Consider the following 18,736-nt stretch of genomic DNA (forward strand, 5'->3'; position numbering starts at 1 on the left):
GTCTGACCGGTTACCCGATGCCGGCACCGACCGCGGCGCAACCGTTGGCGGTGGCCGACACCTTCGAGGTTTGGCCGCGGGATATCGCCATGGTCTGGGATGATTGGGCCCATCAAGGCATCTGTTTTCGACTGTGCGCCGTACCCTTTGTGCAGCCGCAACGGCTGGGTGCGATGCTGATTGGCCAAAGCTGCCCCTATGAGGGGCTGACCGTTAACCCCGAAATCATTGAGCACGGCGGTTACCTGCATATCGCGCCGTTGTTGGTGCATGCCCGGCTCAACTGCCAGGCCAATGGCGCGACGCTGCACTGGCATGATCAAAATGGCGTCTCGACCTACTGGTTGGCGCTGGGCTCAACGGTGCATGTGACGTTACCGGTGCATTCCACGCCGGGTAATGCCTATCAGGCAATCGCGCTGCGCGTGGTGTGCATCGAGGGACGTATCTGTTTGGTCAGTTTTGGCTTTCGGCAAGTGTGGGCAATGGCTCCACAGGCACCGGTTCACAACGCTTATGTCGCCAATGACCTGACGCGGCTTTACCGTGCAGGCGATTTGGGCCTTCGAATGGACGAAGGCGGACACGGTGCTGCCGAGTGGTTGTTGCTTGAGTTGATGCGTGAAATGCATGAGAGCTTCTGCGCAGACATTATCGGCGCCATCGCGGCTGCAGATGCGCAAAGGGTCATCGGCTACTACCCCGTGGTTGATCTGCTGTCACACCACTTGCTCAAGTACATCGATGCGACGTGGGCCAGCGAAACCATGCAGCAAGTTGGCCAGTGCTTGTTTGATGAAGTGCTGGGGTGGGTCGATGACCTGCTGATGCGCTGCCTGGCGGCCGCCGGCCAGCCCGTGAGCTGCATTGCACATTCTGATCACGGTATGGCCGCGGTGCATGACGATCTGTTTCCAAATGCTTTTTTCGAAACTCGGGGCTGGCTGGCCTACGATCACGACGGCTTGCCTGATCTGGATAAAAGCGCTGCTCTATTCCACCCGGCCGACAACGGATTGGTGTTGTTCAATCAGCGACGCCTTGCGCTATCCGGCGATGACCCGCACACGGTGACTGAGGCATGGCGGCAATCGTTACCCTGCGCTTTGCGTGAGGGTTGGTCGATGTTCGAACACCTCGGTGGGCCGCTGTTTGCTCACGGATGGAGCGGGATAAATTACTGGCAAGCGCCCAAGGGAGCACGGTTGTTGGCAGCCCGGTCAACCCGGTTTGTGCGGCCTAGCCGAAAGGGCGGCGATCACACCGTGCATGCCAATGATCCATGGCTGCGTGGAATGTTGATCGACGCCAGTACCACGAGTTTGCCGGCGCCTGCCGATGTGCTGACGTTGCCGGCTATCTCGCGTTGGCTTTTACATGGACAAAATCAGGCGGCCAGCGAACAGGATCAAAATCACCCCCATCGTCCGCTCAAACCAGTGCCCGAGGCGCAGGAACAGCAATCGCACCTTGGCACTGGAAAAGAACAGCGCAACGATGACGAACCACAGTGCGTTGACGAAACACATCCAGACGCCGTAGAGCATCTGAATCTTCAGCGGTGTGGTGGCGCTGATGAGGGTGGTGAAAATCGCCAGGAAAAATAGCGTTGCCTTGGGGTTCGTTGCATTGGTCAGAAAGCCTGTGGTGAAGGCTTTCATCAGCGTTTGCTCGGCGACAGCTTCGCGGGTGCCGTTTTCGCCTTCCAGCACAGATTTAGGTTTGCTGCGCAACAAGCTGACACCGAGGTACAAGATGTAAGCAGCGCCCACGACCTTGGCCACCGTCAGCAACCATGGCGTTGTGTGCATCAATGCGCCGACGCCAAGCAAGGTGTACAGCACATGCACCGAGATCCCAGCGCCTATGCCCAGCGCTGTACAGATCCCGACCAAACGACCGAAACGTACGCTTTGACGGATGGTGACTGCGAAGTCCGGCCCGGGTGCGATCACGGCCAGAAAGTGGACAATCGCCAATGCCAGAAATTCGCCCAGATAATTCGACAGCATTTCAACTCCAGAAGGTAAGGGGTGAAGCATTGCCGCGATAGCCGACAAAAAATGAAAGGCTAAGGCGCGGGGCCGCGACGCCCGGTGTGACCGAGTGCATGCGGCGTGAATTGAACATGATGAAATCGCCAGGCTCCGGCAGCACCTCAAGGGTTGGAGAGCCAAGTAGAGCCGGGTCAATGCCGTAGCTGTCACCGCGCATTTCGTCGAATTGGTCGGGGGAAATATCGTGATCCCACATTTGCAATGCGCCACCCTGGTCGGGCATGTTCAGGTAAACGTTGCAGGCGAACTGCGCTTCCAGGCTCAGGGCCCGGAAACAGTCCGGGGCGTCTTTGGCGAAAATGTCGTGATGGGCCAGGAAGCACACACCCGGTTTCACAACGCGCGAAAGCCCGACATACATTTTGCGTCCGTAGAGATTTTCCAGGTGCGCGCCGGCAGGCCATGACTCATCGAGCATGCAGCGCAAGGTGTCGACCGGGGACGCGTAGGGCGCACAACGGTTGCGCAGCTCGGCGATGTTGCGCGTGGCACGCTCGAAGTAATCCTCGATCAACAGCGGCTGATTTTCCGCTTCATAGAACGCCATACCGATACGGCCGATACTCGGCGCGTTGATGTAGCCTTCGAAACCGGGCGCTAGAATCCTGTCGCCTATCTGCACCGCCAACGACTTGGGCAGTAAACCTTTGACGCGGATGGCGAGTACTTCTTCGTTGGCGAGTTTTGTTATGCACGTCTCATCGAGACGCTCGACGTCAAGCATCATGTCTTAGGTCCATCTATTGGAGAGTCAACGAAGCCTGCGAGTGCGGGCCCCGATGGCGTGGAGCGATGACGGGCGTCATCGCCGGAATGCTCAGTCCACGCTGTAATGAACGGACAGCGTGCCTTTTTTCTGCGAAACCGAAGCGACCGTGAACGTGCCCAAATCCTTCAGGCTACGCACATGCGTGCCGCCGCACCCATAGGCGGGGAGCTCGCCGAAACCGATTTCCCGAGCACCTTCGCGCAGCGACGTCAGGCGCGGCAGGTCAGCATCGACCCACTGTTGGATACCCTGTTTAATAGTCTGGGCATCCACGTCTTGTGCCGACTCCGTCGGTTTGAACTGCACGCGGCCTTCGTTTGGCCAGTGATGAGCCTTGATCGGCATCCAGCCCATGGCCTGGACGAAATGCCCGATCAGATGGCCGGCAGAATGCATGCGTGTATTGAACTGACGGCGCTCCTCGTCTACCCGGATCTGGGTCATGCCGAGTGGTATCGGGCGGTCGACAAAATGGATCACCCGGTCTGGGTCCTGGACCACCCGCAGGACCTGGCTTTCGCCAATCCAGCCAGTGTCAAACGGTTGTCCGCCCCCTTGGGGGTGAAACAGGGTGGCGCGCAGTAGTACGGCGAATTCATTCTCGTGGGGCGTACATTCCAGGACTTCAACATCGCCCTTGAGGTCATCACTATGGAAAAAGAGGCGAAGCGTCATATTCCATGTCCGTCATAAAAATTCTGTTTTTTTATTATAGGGAGCGAGTATTTGCGTGATAATCCGTTCAAACATCAAAGGACTGTTGCGCTGTGAGCATAAATCTTCCGCTACCATTGCTCGGTGAAATGGCTATTTTCGTCAAGGTCGTCGAAACCGGCAGTTTTTCCGAAGCGGCCCGCCAGTTGGGCTCGTCGCCCTCGGCCATAAGCCGCAGTATTTCGCGGCTGGAGAAGGCCCTCGCCACCCGTTTGCTGCAACGCACCACGCGCAAGCTGCGGCTGAGTGACGGTGGCGAAGAAGTATTCAAGCGTTGCCAAGAGATGGTCAGCGCCGCCAAGTCAGTGATGGAAATCAGCGGTCAGTTCACCGATGAGGCGGAAGGACTGGTGCGTATCAGCGTGCCGAAAGCGGTGGGGCGATTCGTGATTCATCCGCACATGCCGGAATTTCTACGGCGATATCCCAAAGTGGACGTGGAACTCTTGCTGGAGGACCGTCAGGTCGATTTGATCGACGACAATGTCGACCTGGCCATTCGCATCACCGATCGCCCGCCCGCCGGTCTGGTGGGGCGGCAGTTACTCACCATCGACCACTTATTGTGCGCGACACCGCAGTACCTGGCCGAGCACGGTACGCCAACGCATCCCCACGACTTGCTCAACCATAGCTGTATCTATCTGGGCGAAACCCCGAGCGATGCGCGCTGGAAATTCAAAAAAGGCACAAAAGCGGTCACCGTCGGTGTGCGCGGACGTTATGCCGCCAATCACACCGGTGTGCGATTGGGCGCAGTCATGCAGCACATCGGGATTGGCAGCTTGCCGTATTTTACGGCGAGGTATGCCCTGGAGCAGGGTTTGATCGTGCAGGTTTTGCCAGACTGGGCGTTTCTCGCGTCTTACCACGGCGGCGCCTGGTTGTTGCATTCACCGACCCGTTACATGCCACCCAAATTGCGGGTATTGATCGACTATCTTGTGGAATGCCTGGGGAAGGAACCGACCTTGAGCAAGCCAGGCAGGGCCAGCAAAGTCTCGGCGCAGTATGAGTTGCCAGAGAGTGACGGTTTGCTGTGAAGCGCTTGCCACGGCCAATAAAAAGGCCCGCATGGATAACCATGCGGGCCTTTTGTATTGCTGATCGGGGATCAGTGTTTGCTGTCCTGATTTGACATCGACAGCAACTGTTTTTCCTGATTCCAGTCGAACGGCTCATCGTTCTGTTCGGCTTCGAAGCGACGTTCTTCCAGTGCCTGATACAACTCGATTTCGTCATCGGGCATGTAATGCAGGCAGTCGCCGGCGAAATACCACAACAGGTCGCGCGGGACCAGATGGGCAATTTGCGGGTAGCGGGTTATGACCTGGCACAGAATGTCCTGGCCCAGGTATTGGCTTTCGATCGGGTCGACCGGCAGCAATGCACGTAATTCGTCGAAGCGCTCCAGGAACAAGGCATGGCTTTCTTCGGGAACCTGTTCGGCCTCACCCACGGCGACCAGGATGCTGCGCAAGTGGTCAAGCAAGACGAGATGATCGGCAACGACGTTGGACACGAGATAAGTCCTCAAGAGCAAAACGGGCGCCGGAGTATAAAGCTCCTGCGCCCGTTTTTACAGGCTGGGCTGGACTAGCGGACCTTTCCTTGCGCGAGTAGCAGTTCCTCTTTGTCGAAATCATCGACATCGATCACCTTGCGCCGCGCCGCTTCGGCATCGCGCAATGTCTGTGCTTCTGCCGGCTGCAACACGCCGGCCTCCAGTGCCGCGTCGATTGCATGCTCGCCGGGCGCCGGTTTGACCTGAGCATTTTTCAGCGCCAGATGCAGTTTTTTCTGCAGCGGTTGCGCGGCGTTTAGCAAGTCGCAGGCGTGTTGCAGAGCACCAACGGCGTCTTCGGTTGATTGTGGGCGGAAGCAACCGCCCAGCAACTCTTCAAGCGTCGGATCGCCTTTCGCACGGCCGATTACCCCAGCCACTTCAGCGCCGAGCTTGTCCGATGGGCCTTTGTGACGACGGCCGAACGGGAACACGATGACCCGCAGCAGACAACCCAGCACCCTGTTGGGGAAGTTTGTCAGCAGTTCATCGAGCGCACGCTCCGACTGGCCAAGGCTTTCTTCCATGGCCCAGGCAAACAGCGGTGCCATGTGTTCCGGTGAGTCAAGATCGTGGTAACGCTTGAGCGCAGCAGAGGCGAGGTACATGTTGCTCAGCACATCCCCCAGCCGCGCCGACAGGCGTTCCCGACGCTTCAATTCGCCGCCCAACAGCATCATGCTCAGGTCGGCGAGCATGGCGAACGCCGCAGCCTGACGGTTGAGCGCACGGAAGTAGCCTTGGCTGAGTGTATTGCCCGGTGCGCGTTCAAAGTGCCCGAAGCCCAGGTTCAGTACCAAGGTGCTGGCCGCGTTGCTCACGGCAAAACCGATGTGCTTGAGCAGCAGGCCATCGAATTCGACCAGTGCCTGATCCTTGTCCTCACGGCCGGCGAGGGCCATTTCCTTCAGCACGAATGGGTGGCAGCGAATCGCGCCCTGGCCGAAGATCATCAGGTTGCGCGAAAGAATGTTCGCGCCTTCAACGGTGATGAATATGGGCGCGCCGTTCCAGCTGCGGCCGAGGTAGTTTTTCGGCCCCATGATGATTGCCTTGCCGCCATGCACATCCATTGCGTGGCTGATGCACTCGCGACCGCGTTCGGTCAGGTGATACTTGAGAATCGCCGACAATACCGACGGTTTTTCGCCGAGGTCCACCGCATTCGCGGTCAGCATGCGGGCGGCGTCCATCATCCATGCGTTGCCGCCGATGCGCGCCATTGCTTCCTGAATGCCTTCGAATGCGGCGAGCGGTACGTTGAATTGCTCGCGCACCTGCGCGTATTGGCCGGTCACCAGGCTGGTGAACTTGGCCGCGCCGGTACCGACGGCGGGCAGCGAAATCGAACGCCCAACCGAGAGGCAGTTCATCAACATCATCCAGCCCTTGCCGAGCATTTCCTGGCCGCCGATAAGGAAGTCCAGTGGAATGAACACGTCCTTGCCGGAGTTCGGGCCGTTCATGAAGGCCGCACCCAACGGTAAATGACGACGGCCTATTTCGACGCCTGCGGTGTCGGTTGGAATCAGCGCCAGGCTGATCCCAAGGTCTTCCTCGTCACCCAGCAAATGATCGGGGTCGTAGGCTTTGAATGCCAAGCCCAGCAGTGTGGCGACAGGCCCAAGCGTGATGTAGCGCTTTTCCCAGTTCAGGCGCAGGCCAAGGGTTTCCTTGCCTTCCCATTGCCCTTTGCAGATCACCCCGGTGTCGGGCATCGCGCCGGCATCGGAACCGGCCAGTGGCCCGGTCAACGCAAAGCACGGGATGTCATCGCCGCGCGCCAGCCGTGGCAGGTAATGGTTGCGTTGTTCGTCGGTGCCGTAATGCAGCAATAACTCTGCCGGGCCGAGGGAGTTGGGCACCATCACGGTCGAAGCCAGGTCGCCGCTGCGGGTCGCCAGTTTCATCGCAACCTGGGAATGCGCATAGGCGGAAAAGCCTTTACCGCCGTATTCCTTGGGAATGATCAGGGCGAAAAAGCCGTTTTCCTTGATGTGGGCCCAGGCTTGCGGAGGCAGGTCCATGGCTTGGCCGATCTGCCAGTCAGTGACCATGGCACAGAGTTCGTCGGTCGGACCGTCAATGAACGCTTGTTCCTCTTCGGTCAGCTGCGCTTTTGGATACGCCAGTAACTTGTCCCAATCCGGCCGGCCACTGAACAGCTCACCGTCCCACCACACGGTGCCGGCATCGATTGCATCGCGTTCGGTCTGCGACATCGGCGGCAAGGTTTTCTGGAACCAGTTGAACAGTGGTGCACTGAAAAATTTACGACGCAGGTCCGGCAGCAACAACGGTGCTGCAACGGCCGCGATCAATACCCACAGAATCAGCAGCAGCCAACCCGGTGCGTGGCTGAAGGCACCCATCGCCACAACGTACACCGCAACGATGCACAATGCGGGCAGCGGTGCGGTGCGCCGGTGAGCCAGATAGGCGATGCCGACGATCAGAACCAGTATCCACAACAACAGCATATTTAATCCTCCGTGAACCAGGGCAAAACCAACCTTCAGAGCTTAGACGGCATCCGTCAAACAGGGTGGCCAGGGCAAGGCGTTTGAATTCGTGGGAAACCTTGAATGAATGGGTAGGCCCGGTGGGCATCGGGCTGCGAAATTAGTTCGGCAGGCGGGCGGCAAAGCGTCCATGTTTGGCCGAAACGTCGTTATCTCTGTGCTGAACCAGTCGCTAGACTCGGGACTTCCCATGGAGATTGTCCTCATGCACGAGTACCTGAATCCCGGCCGCTTCATCGATAGTGACCACCCGTCGGTGGTGGAGTTCGCCGAAAAACATCGCGGCCCTAGTCGGGACCCGCTCAAGCAAGCGGTCAATCTTTACTACGCAGTGCGTGAAGCCGTGCGCTACAACCCTTACACCTTCAGTCGCGATCCGGCTACCTTGCGCGGCAGTTATGCCTTGGCAACCGGAGAAAGCTACTGCGTACCCAAAGCCACTTTACTGGCAGGCGCGGCCAGGCATTGCGCGATCCCTGCACGGATTGGCCTGGCGGACGTACGCAATCACTTGTCGACCCCGCGTTTGCTTGAATTGCTCAAGAGCGACGTGTTTGCCATGCATGGCTACACCGAGCTGTACCTCAACGGTCGTTGGGTCAAAGCCACGCCGGCGTTCAACCAGGGTTTGTGCGAATTGTTCAACGTCGCGCCACTGGAGTTCGACGGAATCAACGACAGCGTTTTCCATCCTTACAACCGCCAGGGCGAAAAAATGATGGAATACGTGATGGATCACGGACAGTTCACCGACGTGCCAGAAAGGTTTTTTTTCGAGCACCTGGAAAAATGCTACCCGCACCTCTTCGGCAACGAACTGCCGACGCTGCTGGGTGACATGCAGAGCGATTTGAGTCCCGCCTGATCCGGCGTATGCTGCCAGCGCATTCATCCATTGCGAGGCGGTCATGCTGAAAATCTGGGGTCGGAAAAATTCATCGAATGTCAGAAAACCTTTGTGGGCAGCCGAAGAACTCGGCCTGGCGTATGAAGCCATCGATGCGGGCGGCGCATTTGGTGTAGTGGACACTCCTGAATACCGTGCGATGAACCCCAATGGCCGCGTGCCCGTGATCGAGGACGAGGGTTTCGTGTTGTGGGAATCAAACGCCATCGTGCGTTACCTGATGGCCCGTCATGCCAGCGACTCGGCTTGGTACCCAACCGATCTGCAAGCCCGGGCCACGGCGGACAAGTGGATGGACTGGACCACCTCAAGTTTTGCCGACCCATTTCGCACGGTGTTCTGGGGCGTGCTGCGCACCCCGGCAGACAAGCAGGATTGGGCTGCCATCAAAGAGGCGATCAAAGTGTGCGAAGCCTTGCTCTCAATGCCTGATCAGGCGTTGGAGAACACACCTTATTTGTCTGGCGACGAAATCGGCATGGGCGACATTCCGCTCGGGAGTTTTATTTATGCCTGGTTCGAGATGCCGATCGAGCGTGCGCCAATGCCTCATCTGGAAGCCTGGTACGCCCGTCTCAAACAGCGTCCGGCGTATCAGAAAGCCGTCATGACCGCGTTGACTTAATACTTACTATCGACACACTTGACTGTACTTGTGTGGCGGCGACAAGCACCATTGCCTGCATGCGCCGTGGTTGTGTTCATCGCCGCCCGCACTTATGTATTCCTTTCTTCCCTTCTTGGTGCGTAATCCGATATGAGTTCCGCTCTGTCCATCCGGCAGCTAACCAAAACCTACGGCAACGGTTTCCAGGCCCTGAGTGGTATTGATCTGGATGTCGCCGAAGGTGACTTTTTTGCCTTGCTTGGCCCGAACGGCGCCGGCAAGTCCACGACCATCGGCATTCTCTCGACCCTGGTGAACAAGACCAGCGGTTCTGTGAATATCTTTGGTCATGACCTGGACAAGAATCCTGCACAGCTCAAACGCTCAATCGGCGTGGTGCCTCAGGAGTTCAACTTCAACCAGTTCGAAAAAACCTTCGATATTGTCGTGACCCAGGCTGGCTACTACGGCATCCCGGCGAAAGTCGCCAAGGAGCGCGCCGAGCAGTACCTGACCCAGCTCGGCCTGTGGGACAAGCGCGATGTGCCGTCACGTTCACTGTCGGGCGGGATGAAGCGTAGACTGATGATTGCCCGCGCACTGGTGCACGAACCGCGCTTGCTGATTCTCGACGAGCCAACCGCCGGGGTCGACATTGAGTTGCGTCGCTCGATGTGGACCTTCCTCACCGAGCTCAACCAGAAAGGCATCACCATCATCCTCACCACGCATTATCTGGAAGAGGCTGAGCAGTTGTGCCGCAACATCGGCATCATCGACCACGGCACCATTGTCGAAAACACCAGCATGAAACAACTGCTCAGTCAGTTGCATGTAGAAACGTTCCTGCTCGACATCAAAAACGATTTGAACGTAGCGCCGCAATTGCTCGGTTATCCGACAAAGTTGCTCGACGGTCATACCCTTGAAGTTCAGGTCGACAAGGCCATGGGTATCACGGCGCTGTTTACCCAATTGGCGCAGCAGAACATTGAAGTACTGAGTTTGCGTAATAAAACCAATCGCCTTGAGGAGTTGTTCGTGTCTCTGGTGGAGAAAAATCTTACGAAGGTGGCGGTATGAGTTCCGAGCTGCAACCCAACCTGGTCGCCCTCAATACTATTGTTTACCGCGAGGTCCGACGCTTCACGCGGATCTGGCCGCAAACGTTGCTACCGCCGGCAATCACCATGGTGTTGTACTTCGTGATTTTCGGTAATTTGATCGGTCGGCAAATTGGCGGCATGGGTGGTTTCACCTATATGGAGTACATCGTGCCGGGCCTGATCATGATGTCGGTGATCACCAACTCGTACGGTAACGTGGTATCGAGTTTCTTCGGCAGCAAGTTCCAGCGGTCCATCGAAGAGTTGATGGTGTCACCCGTATCGCCGCACACGATTTTGATCGGTTACACCTTGGGCGGCGTATTGCGCGGCTTGATGGTCGGGGTCATCGTCACGCTGCTGTCGCTGTTCTTCACCGATTTGCAAGTGCATCACTTGGGCGTAACCATTTTGGTAGTGGTACTGACGGCGACGATTTTCTCGTTGTTAGGCTTCATCAACGCGGTATTTGCGCGTAACTTCGATGATATCTCGATTGTTCCGACGTTTGTGCTGACACCGTTGACGTACCTCGGCGGCGTGTTTTATTCGATCTCGTTGTTGCCGCCGTTCTGGCAAACCGTGTCATTGGCCAACCCGGTGTTACATATGGTCAACGCGTTCCGTTACGGCATCCTTGGCGTGTCGGACATCAAGATCAGCGTCGCGATCACCTTCATGCTGGTGGCCACCGTCGTGTTGTATATCGGCTGCGCACGGTTGCTGGTGAGCGGGCGCGGAATGCGTACCTGATTAATTGGAAACGCAAAAAAAACGGCCTCCCATTGCGGAGGCCGTTTTGCATTCACTTCATTCGTTTTTTCTTGCGCCGCGCCCACTGCCGGCTCACCCACCAGCGCCAATACAGCATCACCACACAGTACGCCAACGCTCCCAATACCAGCCCCGTCACGACTGACCCCAGCAAAAACGGCTTCCACAGCGTAGACAGCTCGCCGCTGATCCATTCCCACGTGAGTGCGTCCGGCAGATGCCGTGCCGGAACGTCCATCAACCAGGCGCCGGTCTGGTAGGTGCAAAAAAACACAGCCGGCATGGTGATCGGGTTGGTCAGCCAGACCAGGCTCACAGAAATCGGCATGTTGCCGCGCACCATGATCGCAAGGAAGGCAGCCACCAGCATTTGCAACGGAATGGGTAAAAACGCGGCGAACAAACCCACGGCCATCGCGCGGGCGACGGAGTGGCGATTGAGGTGCCAGAGGTTTGGGTCATGCAGCAGGGTGCCCAAAAAGCGTAAGGACTTGTGTTCCCTGATGCTCGTCGGGTCTGGCATGTAACGTTTGAATAAGCGCCGGGGCATAAGGCTTCTCGGTCGGTTAAGGCGGCAAGTATGTCTGGATTCCATGAATCGCCCATTCAGACTTTGTGACAATTAATAACGACGCCGGTGCCTTTGGCCGGCTATGCCTAGGGGGGAACTCTCAAGGACGGACGTATGCGCACAGGGATGATGGCGCTGGCGTTGGGTTTGTTGACCTTGCGTTTTTTACCGGCATTACCGCCAGTCTGGTTGTGGCTGGTGTTGCCGGTAACGGGATTGATGTTGCTGCCGTTCAAGACTTATCCGTTGGCATTCTTCTTGTTTGGCCTCAGTTGGGCGTGTGCCAACGCGCACTGGGCGCTGCAGGATCGCTTGCCGGTTTCGCTCGACGGCGAAACGCGCTGGGTCGAGGGTCGTGTCAGCGGGTTACCGCAAATTGCCGAGGGGGTGGTGCGCTTCGAGCTGACGGGAGGTCAGTCCCGGCGCACCCAATTGCCTCGGTATATGCGCCTGGCCTGGTATGGCGGGCCGCCGGTAAACAGCGGCGAGCACTGGCGGCTGGCAGTAAAACTGAAGCGGCCTGCTGGGCTGCTTAACCCACATGCCTTCGATTATAACGCCTGGCTGCTGGCGCAACGGATCGGCGCTACGGGTACGATCAAGGATGGCCAGCGGCTCAAAGAAGCCCGGGGCGCTTGGCGCGATAGTGTCCGCCAGCGCTTGCAGGCCGTGGACGCTCAAGGTCGAACCGGCGCGTTGACTGCATTGGTATTGGGCGACGGTGCGGGGCTAAGTCGCGAAGACTGGCAAGTGTTGCAAGCCACCGGCACCGTACATTTGCTGGTCATCTCCGGGCAACACATCGGGTTGTTTGCCGGTTTGGTCTACCTGCTGATTGCCGGGCTGGCCCGTTACGGCCTGTGGCCCAAGCGATTGCCCTGGCTGCCTTGGGCCTGTGGACTGGCATTCTCGGCGGCCCTCGGTTACGGCTTTCTGGCGGGATTTGATGTGCCGGTGCGCCGTGCCTGCGTGATGATCGGACTGGTGCTGTTGTGGCGCCTGCGGTTTCGTCACCTCGGCGCATGGTGGCCGTGGTTGCTGGCACTGAACGGCGTTTTGCTGCTGGAGCCGCTGGCGAGCCTGCAGCCGGGTTTCTGGTTATCGTTCGGCGCAGTGGCGGTATTGATTTTCACATTTGGTGGTCGGTTAGGTCCGTGGCGGTGGTGGCAAACCTGGACCCGCGCCCAGTGGCTGATCGCTATAGGCCTGTGTCCCTTGTTGCTGGTGCTGGGCTTACCGATCAGTATCAGCGGGCCGCTGGCCAATCTGATCGCTGTGCCCTGGATCAGCATGGTGGTGCTGCCGCCCGCATTGCTTGGCACGCTGATGTTGCCCATTCCGTATGTGGGTGAAGGGTTGCTGTGGCTGGCGGGTGGTCTGATCGACTGGCTGTTCAAGGGCCTGGCGCTGCTGGCGGGGCGAGTGCCCGCATGGGTACCCGTGGCGATCCCGTTGTGGTGCTGGGTGCTTGGCCTGCTCGGAGCGTTTCTATTACTACTGCCGCGAGGCGTGCCATTGCGCCCATTGGGTTGGCCGCTACTGCTGTTGCTGGTTTTTCCACCGCGCCCGATGCTGCCCGAAGGCATTGCCGAAGTCCTGCAACTGGACGTAGGCCAAGGCCTGGCCATTTTGGTGCGTACTCAAAATCATTCCCTGCTGTACGACACCGGGCCGCGTTTCGGTGATTTTGACCTGGGCGAACGTGTGGTATTGCCGACGTTGCGCAAGCTGGGCGTGAATGGGTTGGACGTGATACTGATCAGCCACGCGGATGCCGATCATGCCGGTGGCGCCAGGGCGATCGTTGCAGGGCTGCCGGTGAAGCGGGTTATCAGCGGCGATCCCGAGGCTTTGCCCATCGAACTGCACGCGCAAGCCTGTGAAAGTGGCCGGAAATGGACCTGGGACGGCGTCAACTTTCAGCTCTGGCAATGGCCCTATGCCGACGACCGCAATCAAAAATCCTGCGTGTTGCAAATAGAAGCCAACGGCGAGCGAATCTTGTTGACCGGCGATATAGATACGGCCGCCGAGCAAGCGCTGCTCGCCGGACCGCTAGGTGTTCACACCGACTGGTTGCAATCGCCGCATCATGGCAGTCGCAGCGCATCCTCAATGGCGCTATTAAACGTTCTACAGCCCAAAGCGGTGCTGATTTCCCGTGGCCAAGGCAATTCGTTCGGCCACCCACATCCCACGGTCATGGCGCGCTATAAAAAACGCGGGATGCTGATCTACGACAGCGCAGAGCAGGGCGCCATCGGCGTACAACTGGGACGCTTCGAACCACCGTGGACGATGCGCCAGGAACGGCGTTTCTGGCGTGAATATCCATAACCGCGAGTTATTAAAGCCCGACAGGATGCGACATCACGGTCTTCGGTGCGCCAAGCCCCTATGTTAGAGTGGCGCACTTTTTCGAGGGGGCTGTCACTGTGTGGGAATTGGTCAAATCCGGCGGCTGGATGATGCTGCCGATCATTTTGAGTTCCATCGTGGCCATGGCAATTGTCGCCGAGCGTCTATGGACCCTTCGCGCCAGCCGTGTGACCCCGGAGCACTTGCTCGGGCAGGTCTGGGTCTGGATCAAAGACAAACAACTCAATAAGGACAAACTCAAGGAATTGCGCGCCAATTCGCCGCTGGGAGAGATCCTGGCGGCAGGCCTTGCCAACTCCAAGCATGGTCGCGAGATCATGAAAGAGTGCATCGAAGAGGCGGCGGCGCGAGTTATTCACGAGCTCGAGCGTTACATCAACGCCTTGGGCACCATCGCTGCCATGGCGCCGCTACTCGGCTTGCTGGGGACGGTGCTGGGCATGATCGACATCTTCAGTTCGTTCATGGGCACGGGCATGACCACCAACGCTGCGGTGCTGGCTGGCGGTATTTCCAAAGCCTTGATCACCACGGCTTCGGGCCTGATTGTCGGTATTCCGTCGGTATTCTTCCATCGGTTCCTGCAACGCCGGATCGATGAGCTGGTGGTGGGCATGGAGCAGGAAGCCATTAAGCTGGTTGAAGTGGTGCAGGGCGACCGGGACGTAGACCTGACCGAGGGTAAAGCGTGAAATTCCGCCGCAAGCAACGGGAGAACGTGGACATCAACCTCGTGTCACTGATCGACGTGGTGTTTGTCCTGCTGCTGTTTTTCGTGGTCACGACCACCTTCACCCGTGAAACTCAGCTGCGTGTCGAATTACCGGAAGCGGTCAGCGGCACGCCCGCCGAGAACCCGCAAGCCAAGCAATTGGACATCGCCATCAGTGCCGAAGGCGTGTTCTCGGTGAACAATCAACTGTTGCCGAAAAACGATCTGGCGAGCCTGATGGAAGCGATGCAGAAAGAGTCCAGCGGTGACACCAACATGCCGCTGTCCATCAGCGCCGATGGCAAGACCCAGCACCAATCGGTCATCACCGCCATGGACGCCGCCGGCAAGCTCGGTTTCAGTCACTTGCGCATGACCACAGTCGAAGCGGCACCGACCGCGCCCTGATGGCCATGTCTGATCGTTTACTCGCCGCGTGGTACGAAGGTCATCCGGCCCTGAAGTTGTTGCGGCCGCTGGAATGGCTGTATCGGCGGGTGGTCATGAATAAGCGCAAACGCTTTCTGGCAGGCGAGGGCGATATCTATCAGCCTGCGGTGCCGCTGATCGTGGTCGGCAATATCACGGTTGGCGGCACCGGTAAAACGCCGCTTATTCTGTGGATGATCGAACACTGCCAGCGCAGTGGTTTGCGGGTTGGCGTGGTCAGCCGTGGTTACGGTGCCAAGCCAGCGCAATTACCCTGGCGAGTCGAGGCAGACCAGAGCGCCGCTGTCGCAGGCGACGAACCGTTGCTGATCGTGCAGCGCACCGATGTGCCCTTGATGATCGACCCTGATCGCAGTCGCGCCGTTCAGGCCTTGCTGGCCAGTGAAAAGCTGGACCTGATTCTGTCCGACGACGGCATGCAGCATTACCGCTTGGCCCGCGATCTGGAGCTGGTGTTGATCGATGCCGTACGCGGCCTGGGCAACCAGCGTTGCCTGCCTGCCGGGCCCTTGCGCGAACCGGTCGAGCGTTTGCAAAGTGTCGATGCGCTGCTTTACAACGGCGCCACCGAGGACCGCGATGGCGGCTTTGCTTTCCAGCTCCAGCCTACCGAACTGGTCAACCTGCAAAGTGGTGAGCGTCGCCCGCTCGACCATTTTGCCGCTGGCCAGGCAGTGCATGCGGTGGCCGGGATCGGCAACCCGCAGCGTTTCTTCAAGACCCTCGAAACGCTACACTGGCAACCGGTTCCGCATGCGTTTGCCGACCATGCCGAATACAGTGCGCAGGCCTTGAATTTCTCACCGTCATTGCCGCTGGTGATGACTGAAAAGGACGCGGTGAAGTGCCGTGCCTTCGCCGCCGCCGATTGGTGGTACCTGGCGGTCGATGCTGCGCCATCGCCAGCCTTCGTGGCCTGGTTCGATACGCAGTTGATGCGCCTGTTGCCGGCTCGTCTTTTGCCTTAAATCCGTTTTTTCCAGGGAATGCTCATGGACACCAAATTGCTCGATATCCTCGCTTGCCCGATCTGCAAAGGCCCGCTCAAGCTCAGTGCCGATAAAACCGAGCTGATCAGCAAAGGCGCCGGCCTGGCTTACCCGATTCGTGACGGCATCCCGGTGATGCTCGAAACCGAAGCCCGCACCCTGACCACCGATGAGCGCCTGGATAAATAAATGACCACAGCCTTTACCGTCGTCATTCCATCGCGTTATGCCTCCACCCGTCTGCCGGGCAAGCCGCTGCTGTTGATTGCTGGCAAGCCAATGATCCAGCACGTGTGGGAGCAGGCCCGTAAAAGCAGCGCCCAACGCGTAGTCGTCGCCACTGATGACGCGCGCATCGCTTCGGCCTGTGAAGGCTTTGGCGCTGAAGTTGTGATGACTCGCGCAGACCACAACTCCGGTACTGATCGCCTGGCCGAGGTCGCGGCTAAACTGGGTTTGGCGCACGACGCGATCGTGGTCAACGTCCAGGGTGACGAGCCGTTGATTCCACCCAGTGTGATCGATCAGGTGGCCGACAATCTGGCCGCCCATATCGAAGCACGCATGGCGACGCTGGCCGAGCCGATTGAAGACGTTGAAACCCTGTTCAATCCCAATGTGGTCAAGGTCGTCAGCGACGTTAATGGCCTGGCGCTAACGTTCAGCCGTGCCACGTTGCCTTGGGCTCGCGATGCTTTCGCCAAGACGCGTGAACAATTGCCGGAGGGTGTTCCGTATCGGCGCCATATTGGCATTTATGCCTACCGCGCCGGTTTCCTGCATGACTTCGTTAGCTGGGGGCCGTGCTGGCTGGAAAATACCGAGTCGCTGGAGCAGTTGCGTGCCCTTTGGCACGGCGTGCGTATTCACGTCGCCGATGCGCTGATTGCCCCGCCGACCGGTGTTGATACGGCCGAAGACCTTGAGCGCGTTCGGCGCTTGCTGGAGGCCTGATGCGCATTTTGTTCGTCTGCCTGGGCAATATCTGCCGTTCACCCACTGCCGAAGGCGTGTTGCGCCATAAGCTGCGCGAAGCGGGGCTGGCTGATCAAGTCGAAGTGGCCTCCGCCGGTACCGGTGACTGGCACGTCGGCACTGCGCCAGACAAACGCAGCCAGGCAGCCGCCAAGTTGCGCGGCTACGACTTGTCCGCCCAACGTGCGCAGCAAGTGACTCGTGCCGATTTCGCCGCTTACGATCTGATCCTGGCGATGGACAAGAATAATCTGCGTAACCTCCAGGCCCTGCGGCCCGCAAGGGGCAAGGCTGAGCTTGACTTGTTTTTGCGTCGCTACACGTCGGAAGTCGATGAGGTGCCAGACCCTTATCACGATGGCGACCAGGGTTTCGAGTACGTCCTCGATCTGATTGAGCGCGCGGCTGATCTGCTAGTGATCGAATTGAAGGGACGGCTATGAGTTTGCTGGTACGCCCGCAGGTTTCTCTCAAAGCGTTCAATAGCTTTGGCGTAGATGTACAGGCCCAATTGTTTGCGCAAGCCCACAGCGACGCCGATGTTGTCGAGGCCTTGGCCTATGCAACCCAGCACAAGGTGCCGTTACTGGTGATTGGCGGAGGCAGCAACCTGCTCTTGACCGCAGATATCCAGGCGTTGGTCCTGCGCATGGCGACTCGCGGAATTCGTGTCCTCAGCGAAGACGGCGACAAGGTGGTAATCGAGGCCGAGGCTGGCGAGCCCTGGCATCCGTTCGTGCAGCACACACTCGCGCAAGGATTGTCGGGGCTTGAAAACCTCAGCCTGATTCCGGGTACCGTTGGCGCGGCACCGATGCAAAACATCGGCGCCTACGGTGTCGAGATCAAGGACGTGTTTGCCGGCCTTACTGCGCTGGATCGCCAGAGCGGTGAACTGCGGGATTTTACGCTGCAGGAATGTAATTTCGCCTACCGCGACAGTCTGTTCAAACAGCAGCCAGGCCGTTGGTTGATCTTGCGGGTGCGATTTACGTTAAGCCGTTCTCAGCACTTGCACCTGGAATACGGCCCGGTACGTCAGCGCCTGACCGAGCAAGGTATCGAGCACCCGACAGCCACCGATGTCAGCCAGGCGATTTGCAGTATTCGTAATGAAAAGCTTCCAGACCCGACGGTACTGGGCAATGCCGGCAGCTTTTTCAAAAACCCGTTGGTTTCGGCGCAATTGGTAGCCCGGCTCAAAGTCGAGTACCCCGACCTGGTGGCCTACACGCAACCGGACGGGCAAATGAAACTGGCGGCAGGCTGGTTGATCGAGCGAGCAGGCTGGAAGGGTTTTCGCGATGAAGACGCCGGCGTGCATAAGCTACAGGCACTGGTGTTGGTCAATTACGGGGCCGCGACGGGCCTGCAATTGCTGAACCTGGCACAGCGTATCCAGAAGGATATTGCAGAGCGTTTCCATGTTGACCTGGAAATGGAGCCCAACCGTTATTGAAGCTACGCTTCCACGAGTCCTCTCAAAGAAAAGCCCTGCACATCTTCCAGTGTGCAGGGCTTTTTCGTTAACGCTGAGTTAACGTGTCTCACCAACGATGCAATCATTTGTTTCATCAAAGGCCCGATGCAGACGTTGCCGTTTGCGTAACAGAGCCTCCTTAGCCTGAGTCGATCTGCGT

Annotated in this window: 19 protein-coding genes; 13 read left to right on the forward strand and 6 right to left on the reverse strand. The window is 58.3% G+C overall.

Going from position 1 to position 18,736, the window contains the following annotated elements:
- Positions 1–1,373 precede the first annotated feature (1,373 nt).
- The 3 genes from ACQR3R_RS28885 to ACQR3R_RS28895 form a co-directional block, all read right to left on the reverse strand.
- Entirely contained in the window at positions 1,374–2,012 is a 639-nt protein-coding gene (locus tag ACQR3R_RS28885; protein WP_428277848.1) for a LysE family transporter, read from the reverse strand.
- Between the two features lies 1 nt (position 2,013).
- Positions 2,014–2,784 (reverse strand): 2OG-Fe(II)-dependent halogenase WelO5 family protein, encoded by a 771-nt coding sequence (locus tag ACQR3R_RS28890; RefSeq protein WP_428277850.1) that lies wholly within the window; start codon positions 2,782–2,784, stop codon positions 2,014–2,016.
- A gap of 90 nt (positions 2,785–2,874) precedes the next feature.
- On the reverse strand, positions 2,875–3,501 hold the full coding sequence (locus ACQR3R_RS28895) for a hypothetical protein (protein WP_428277852.1): 627 nt from the start codon (positions 3,499–3,501) through the stop codon (positions 2,875–2,877).
- Positions 3,502–3,593: 92 nt separating this feature from the next.
- Between ACQR3R_RS28895 and ACQR3R_RS28900 the strand changes: the two genes are divergently transcribed.
- The gene (locus ACQR3R_RS28900; RefSeq protein WP_428277854.1) at positions 3,594–4,583 is read left to right on the forward strand and encodes a LysR substrate-binding domain-containing protein; all 990 of its coding nucleotides are present in this window, start codon (positions 3,594–3,596) and stop codon (positions 4,581–4,583) included.
- 71 nt (positions 4,584–4,654) lie between these two features.
- Here ACQR3R_RS28900 and ACQR3R_RS28905 read toward each other — a convergent pair whose 3' ends face one another.
- The gene (locus ACQR3R_RS28905) at positions 4,655–5,062 is read right to left on the reverse strand and encodes a PA2817 family protein (protein WP_428277856.1); all 408 of its coding nucleotides are present in this window, start codon (positions 5,060–5,062) and stop codon (positions 4,655–4,657) included.
- Positions 5,063–5,136: 74 nt separating this feature from the next.
- A complete protein-coding gene (locus ACQR3R_RS28910) occupies positions 5,137–7,584 on the reverse strand; it encodes an acyl-CoA dehydrogenase (RefSeq protein WP_428277858.1) in 2,448 nt (815 codons plus the stop codon).
- Positions 7,585–7,831: 247 nt separating this feature from the next.
- Here ACQR3R_RS28910 and ACQR3R_RS28915 point away from each other — a divergent pair, with 247 nt between their 5' ends.
- The 4 genes from ACQR3R_RS28915 to ACQR3R_RS28930 all read left to right on the forward strand — a co-directional run bounded on the left by ACQR3R_RS28915 (position 7,832) and on the right by ACQR3R_RS28930 (position 10,999).
- Complete coding sequence (locus ACQR3R_RS28915) at positions 7,832–8,491, forward strand: transglutaminase domain-containing protein (protein WP_428277860.1); 660 nt, start codon at positions 7,832–7,834, stop codon at positions 8,489–8,491.
- 43 nt (positions 8,492–8,534) lie between these two features.
- A complete protein-coding gene (locus tag ACQR3R_RS28920) occupies positions 8,535–9,158 on the forward strand; it encodes a glutathione S-transferase N-terminal domain-containing protein (protein ID WP_428277862.1) in 624 nt (207 codons plus the stop codon).
- A 132-nt stretch (positions 9,159–9,290) separates the two neighbouring features.
- Positions 9,291–10,223, forward strand: coding sequence for an ATP-binding cassette domain-containing protein (locus ACQR3R_RS28925; RefSeq protein ID WP_428277864.1), 933 nt, complete (start codon positions 9,291–9,293; stop codon positions 10,221–10,223).
- Positions 10,220–10,999 (forward strand): ABC transporter permease, encoded by a 780-nt coding sequence (locus tag ACQR3R_RS28930; protein ID WP_428277866.1) that lies wholly within the window; start codon positions 10,220–10,222, stop codon positions 10,997–10,999. The genes ACQR3R_RS28925 and ACQR3R_RS28930 overlap by 4 nt, the downstream gene beginning before the upstream one ends.
- 52 nt (positions 11,000–11,051) lie before the next feature.
- On the opposite strand, the gene ACQR3R_RS28935 is transcribed toward ACQR3R_RS28930, so the two are convergent.
- Positions 11,052–11,570: a DUF2062 domain-containing protein gene (locus ACQR3R_RS28935; protein WP_428277868.1), complete on the reverse strand. Its 519-nt coding sequence runs from the start codon at positions 11,568–11,570 to the stop codon at positions 11,052–11,054.
- Between the two features lie 135 nt (positions 11,571–11,705).
- On the opposite strand from ACQR3R_RS28935, the gene ACQR3R_RS28940 reads away from it, so the two are divergent.
- The 8 genes from ACQR3R_RS28940 (at position 11,706) to murB (ending at position 18,555) form a co-directional block, all read left to right on the forward strand.
- Entirely contained in the window at positions 11,706–13,928 is a 2,223-nt protein-coding gene (locus tag ACQR3R_RS28940; RefSeq protein ID WP_428277869.1) for a DNA internalization-related competence protein ComEC/Rec2, read from the forward strand.
- A 98-nt stretch (positions 13,929–14,026) separates the two neighbouring features.
- Positions 14,027–14,662 carry a MotA/TolQ/ExbB proton channel family protein gene (locus tag ACQR3R_RS28945; RefSeq protein ID WP_428277871.1) on the forward strand — a complete coding sequence of 212 codons (636 nt, stop codon included), beginning with the start codon at positions 14,027–14,029 and terminating at the stop codon, positions 14,660–14,662.
- Entirely contained in the window at positions 14,659–15,090 is a 432-nt protein-coding gene (locus ACQR3R_RS28950) for a biopolymer transporter ExbD (protein WP_428277873.1), read from the forward strand. Before ACQR3R_RS28945 ends, ACQR3R_RS28950 begins: the two co-directional genes overlap by 4 nt.
- A 5-nt stretch (positions 15,091–15,095) precedes the next feature.
- Entirely contained in the window at positions 15,096–16,100 is a 1,005-nt protein-coding gene (lpxK, locus tag ACQR3R_RS28955; RefSeq protein WP_428277875.1) for a tetraacyldisaccharide 4'-kinase, read from the forward strand.
- A gap of 24 nt (positions 16,101–16,124) precedes the next feature.
- Positions 16,125–16,310, forward strand: coding sequence for a Trm112 family protein (locus tag ACQR3R_RS28960; RefSeq protein WP_187677807.1), 186 nt, complete (start codon positions 16,125–16,127; stop codon positions 16,308–16,310).
- Positions 16,311–17,075, forward strand: coding sequence for a 3-deoxy-manno-octulosonate cytidylyltransferase (kdsB, locus tag ACQR3R_RS28965; RefSeq protein WP_428277877.1), 765 nt, complete (start codon positions 16,311–16,313; stop codon positions 17,073–17,075).
- Positions 17,075–17,539, forward strand: coding sequence for an arsenate reductase/protein-tyrosine-phosphatase family protein (locus ACQR3R_RS28970; RefSeq protein WP_428277879.1), 465 nt, complete (start codon positions 17,075–17,077; stop codon positions 17,537–17,539). Before kdsB ends, ACQR3R_RS28970 begins: the two co-directional genes overlap by 1 nt.
- The gene (gene murB / locus ACQR3R_RS28975; RefSeq protein ID WP_428277881.1) at positions 17,536–18,555 is read left to right on the forward strand and encodes a UDP-N-acetylmuramate dehydrogenase; all 1,020 of its coding nucleotides are present in this window, start codon (positions 17,536–17,538) and stop codon (positions 18,553–18,555) included. The genes ACQR3R_RS28970 and murB overlap by 4 nt, the downstream gene beginning before the upstream one ends.
- The last annotated feature ends 181 nt before the right edge of the window (positions 18,556–18,736 follow it).

It is taken from the genome of Gordonia sp. IEGM753, from assembly GCF_050321825.1.
Lineage (GTDB): Bacteria > Pseudomonadota > Gammaproteobacteria > Pseudomonadales > Pseudomonadaceae > Aquipseudomonas.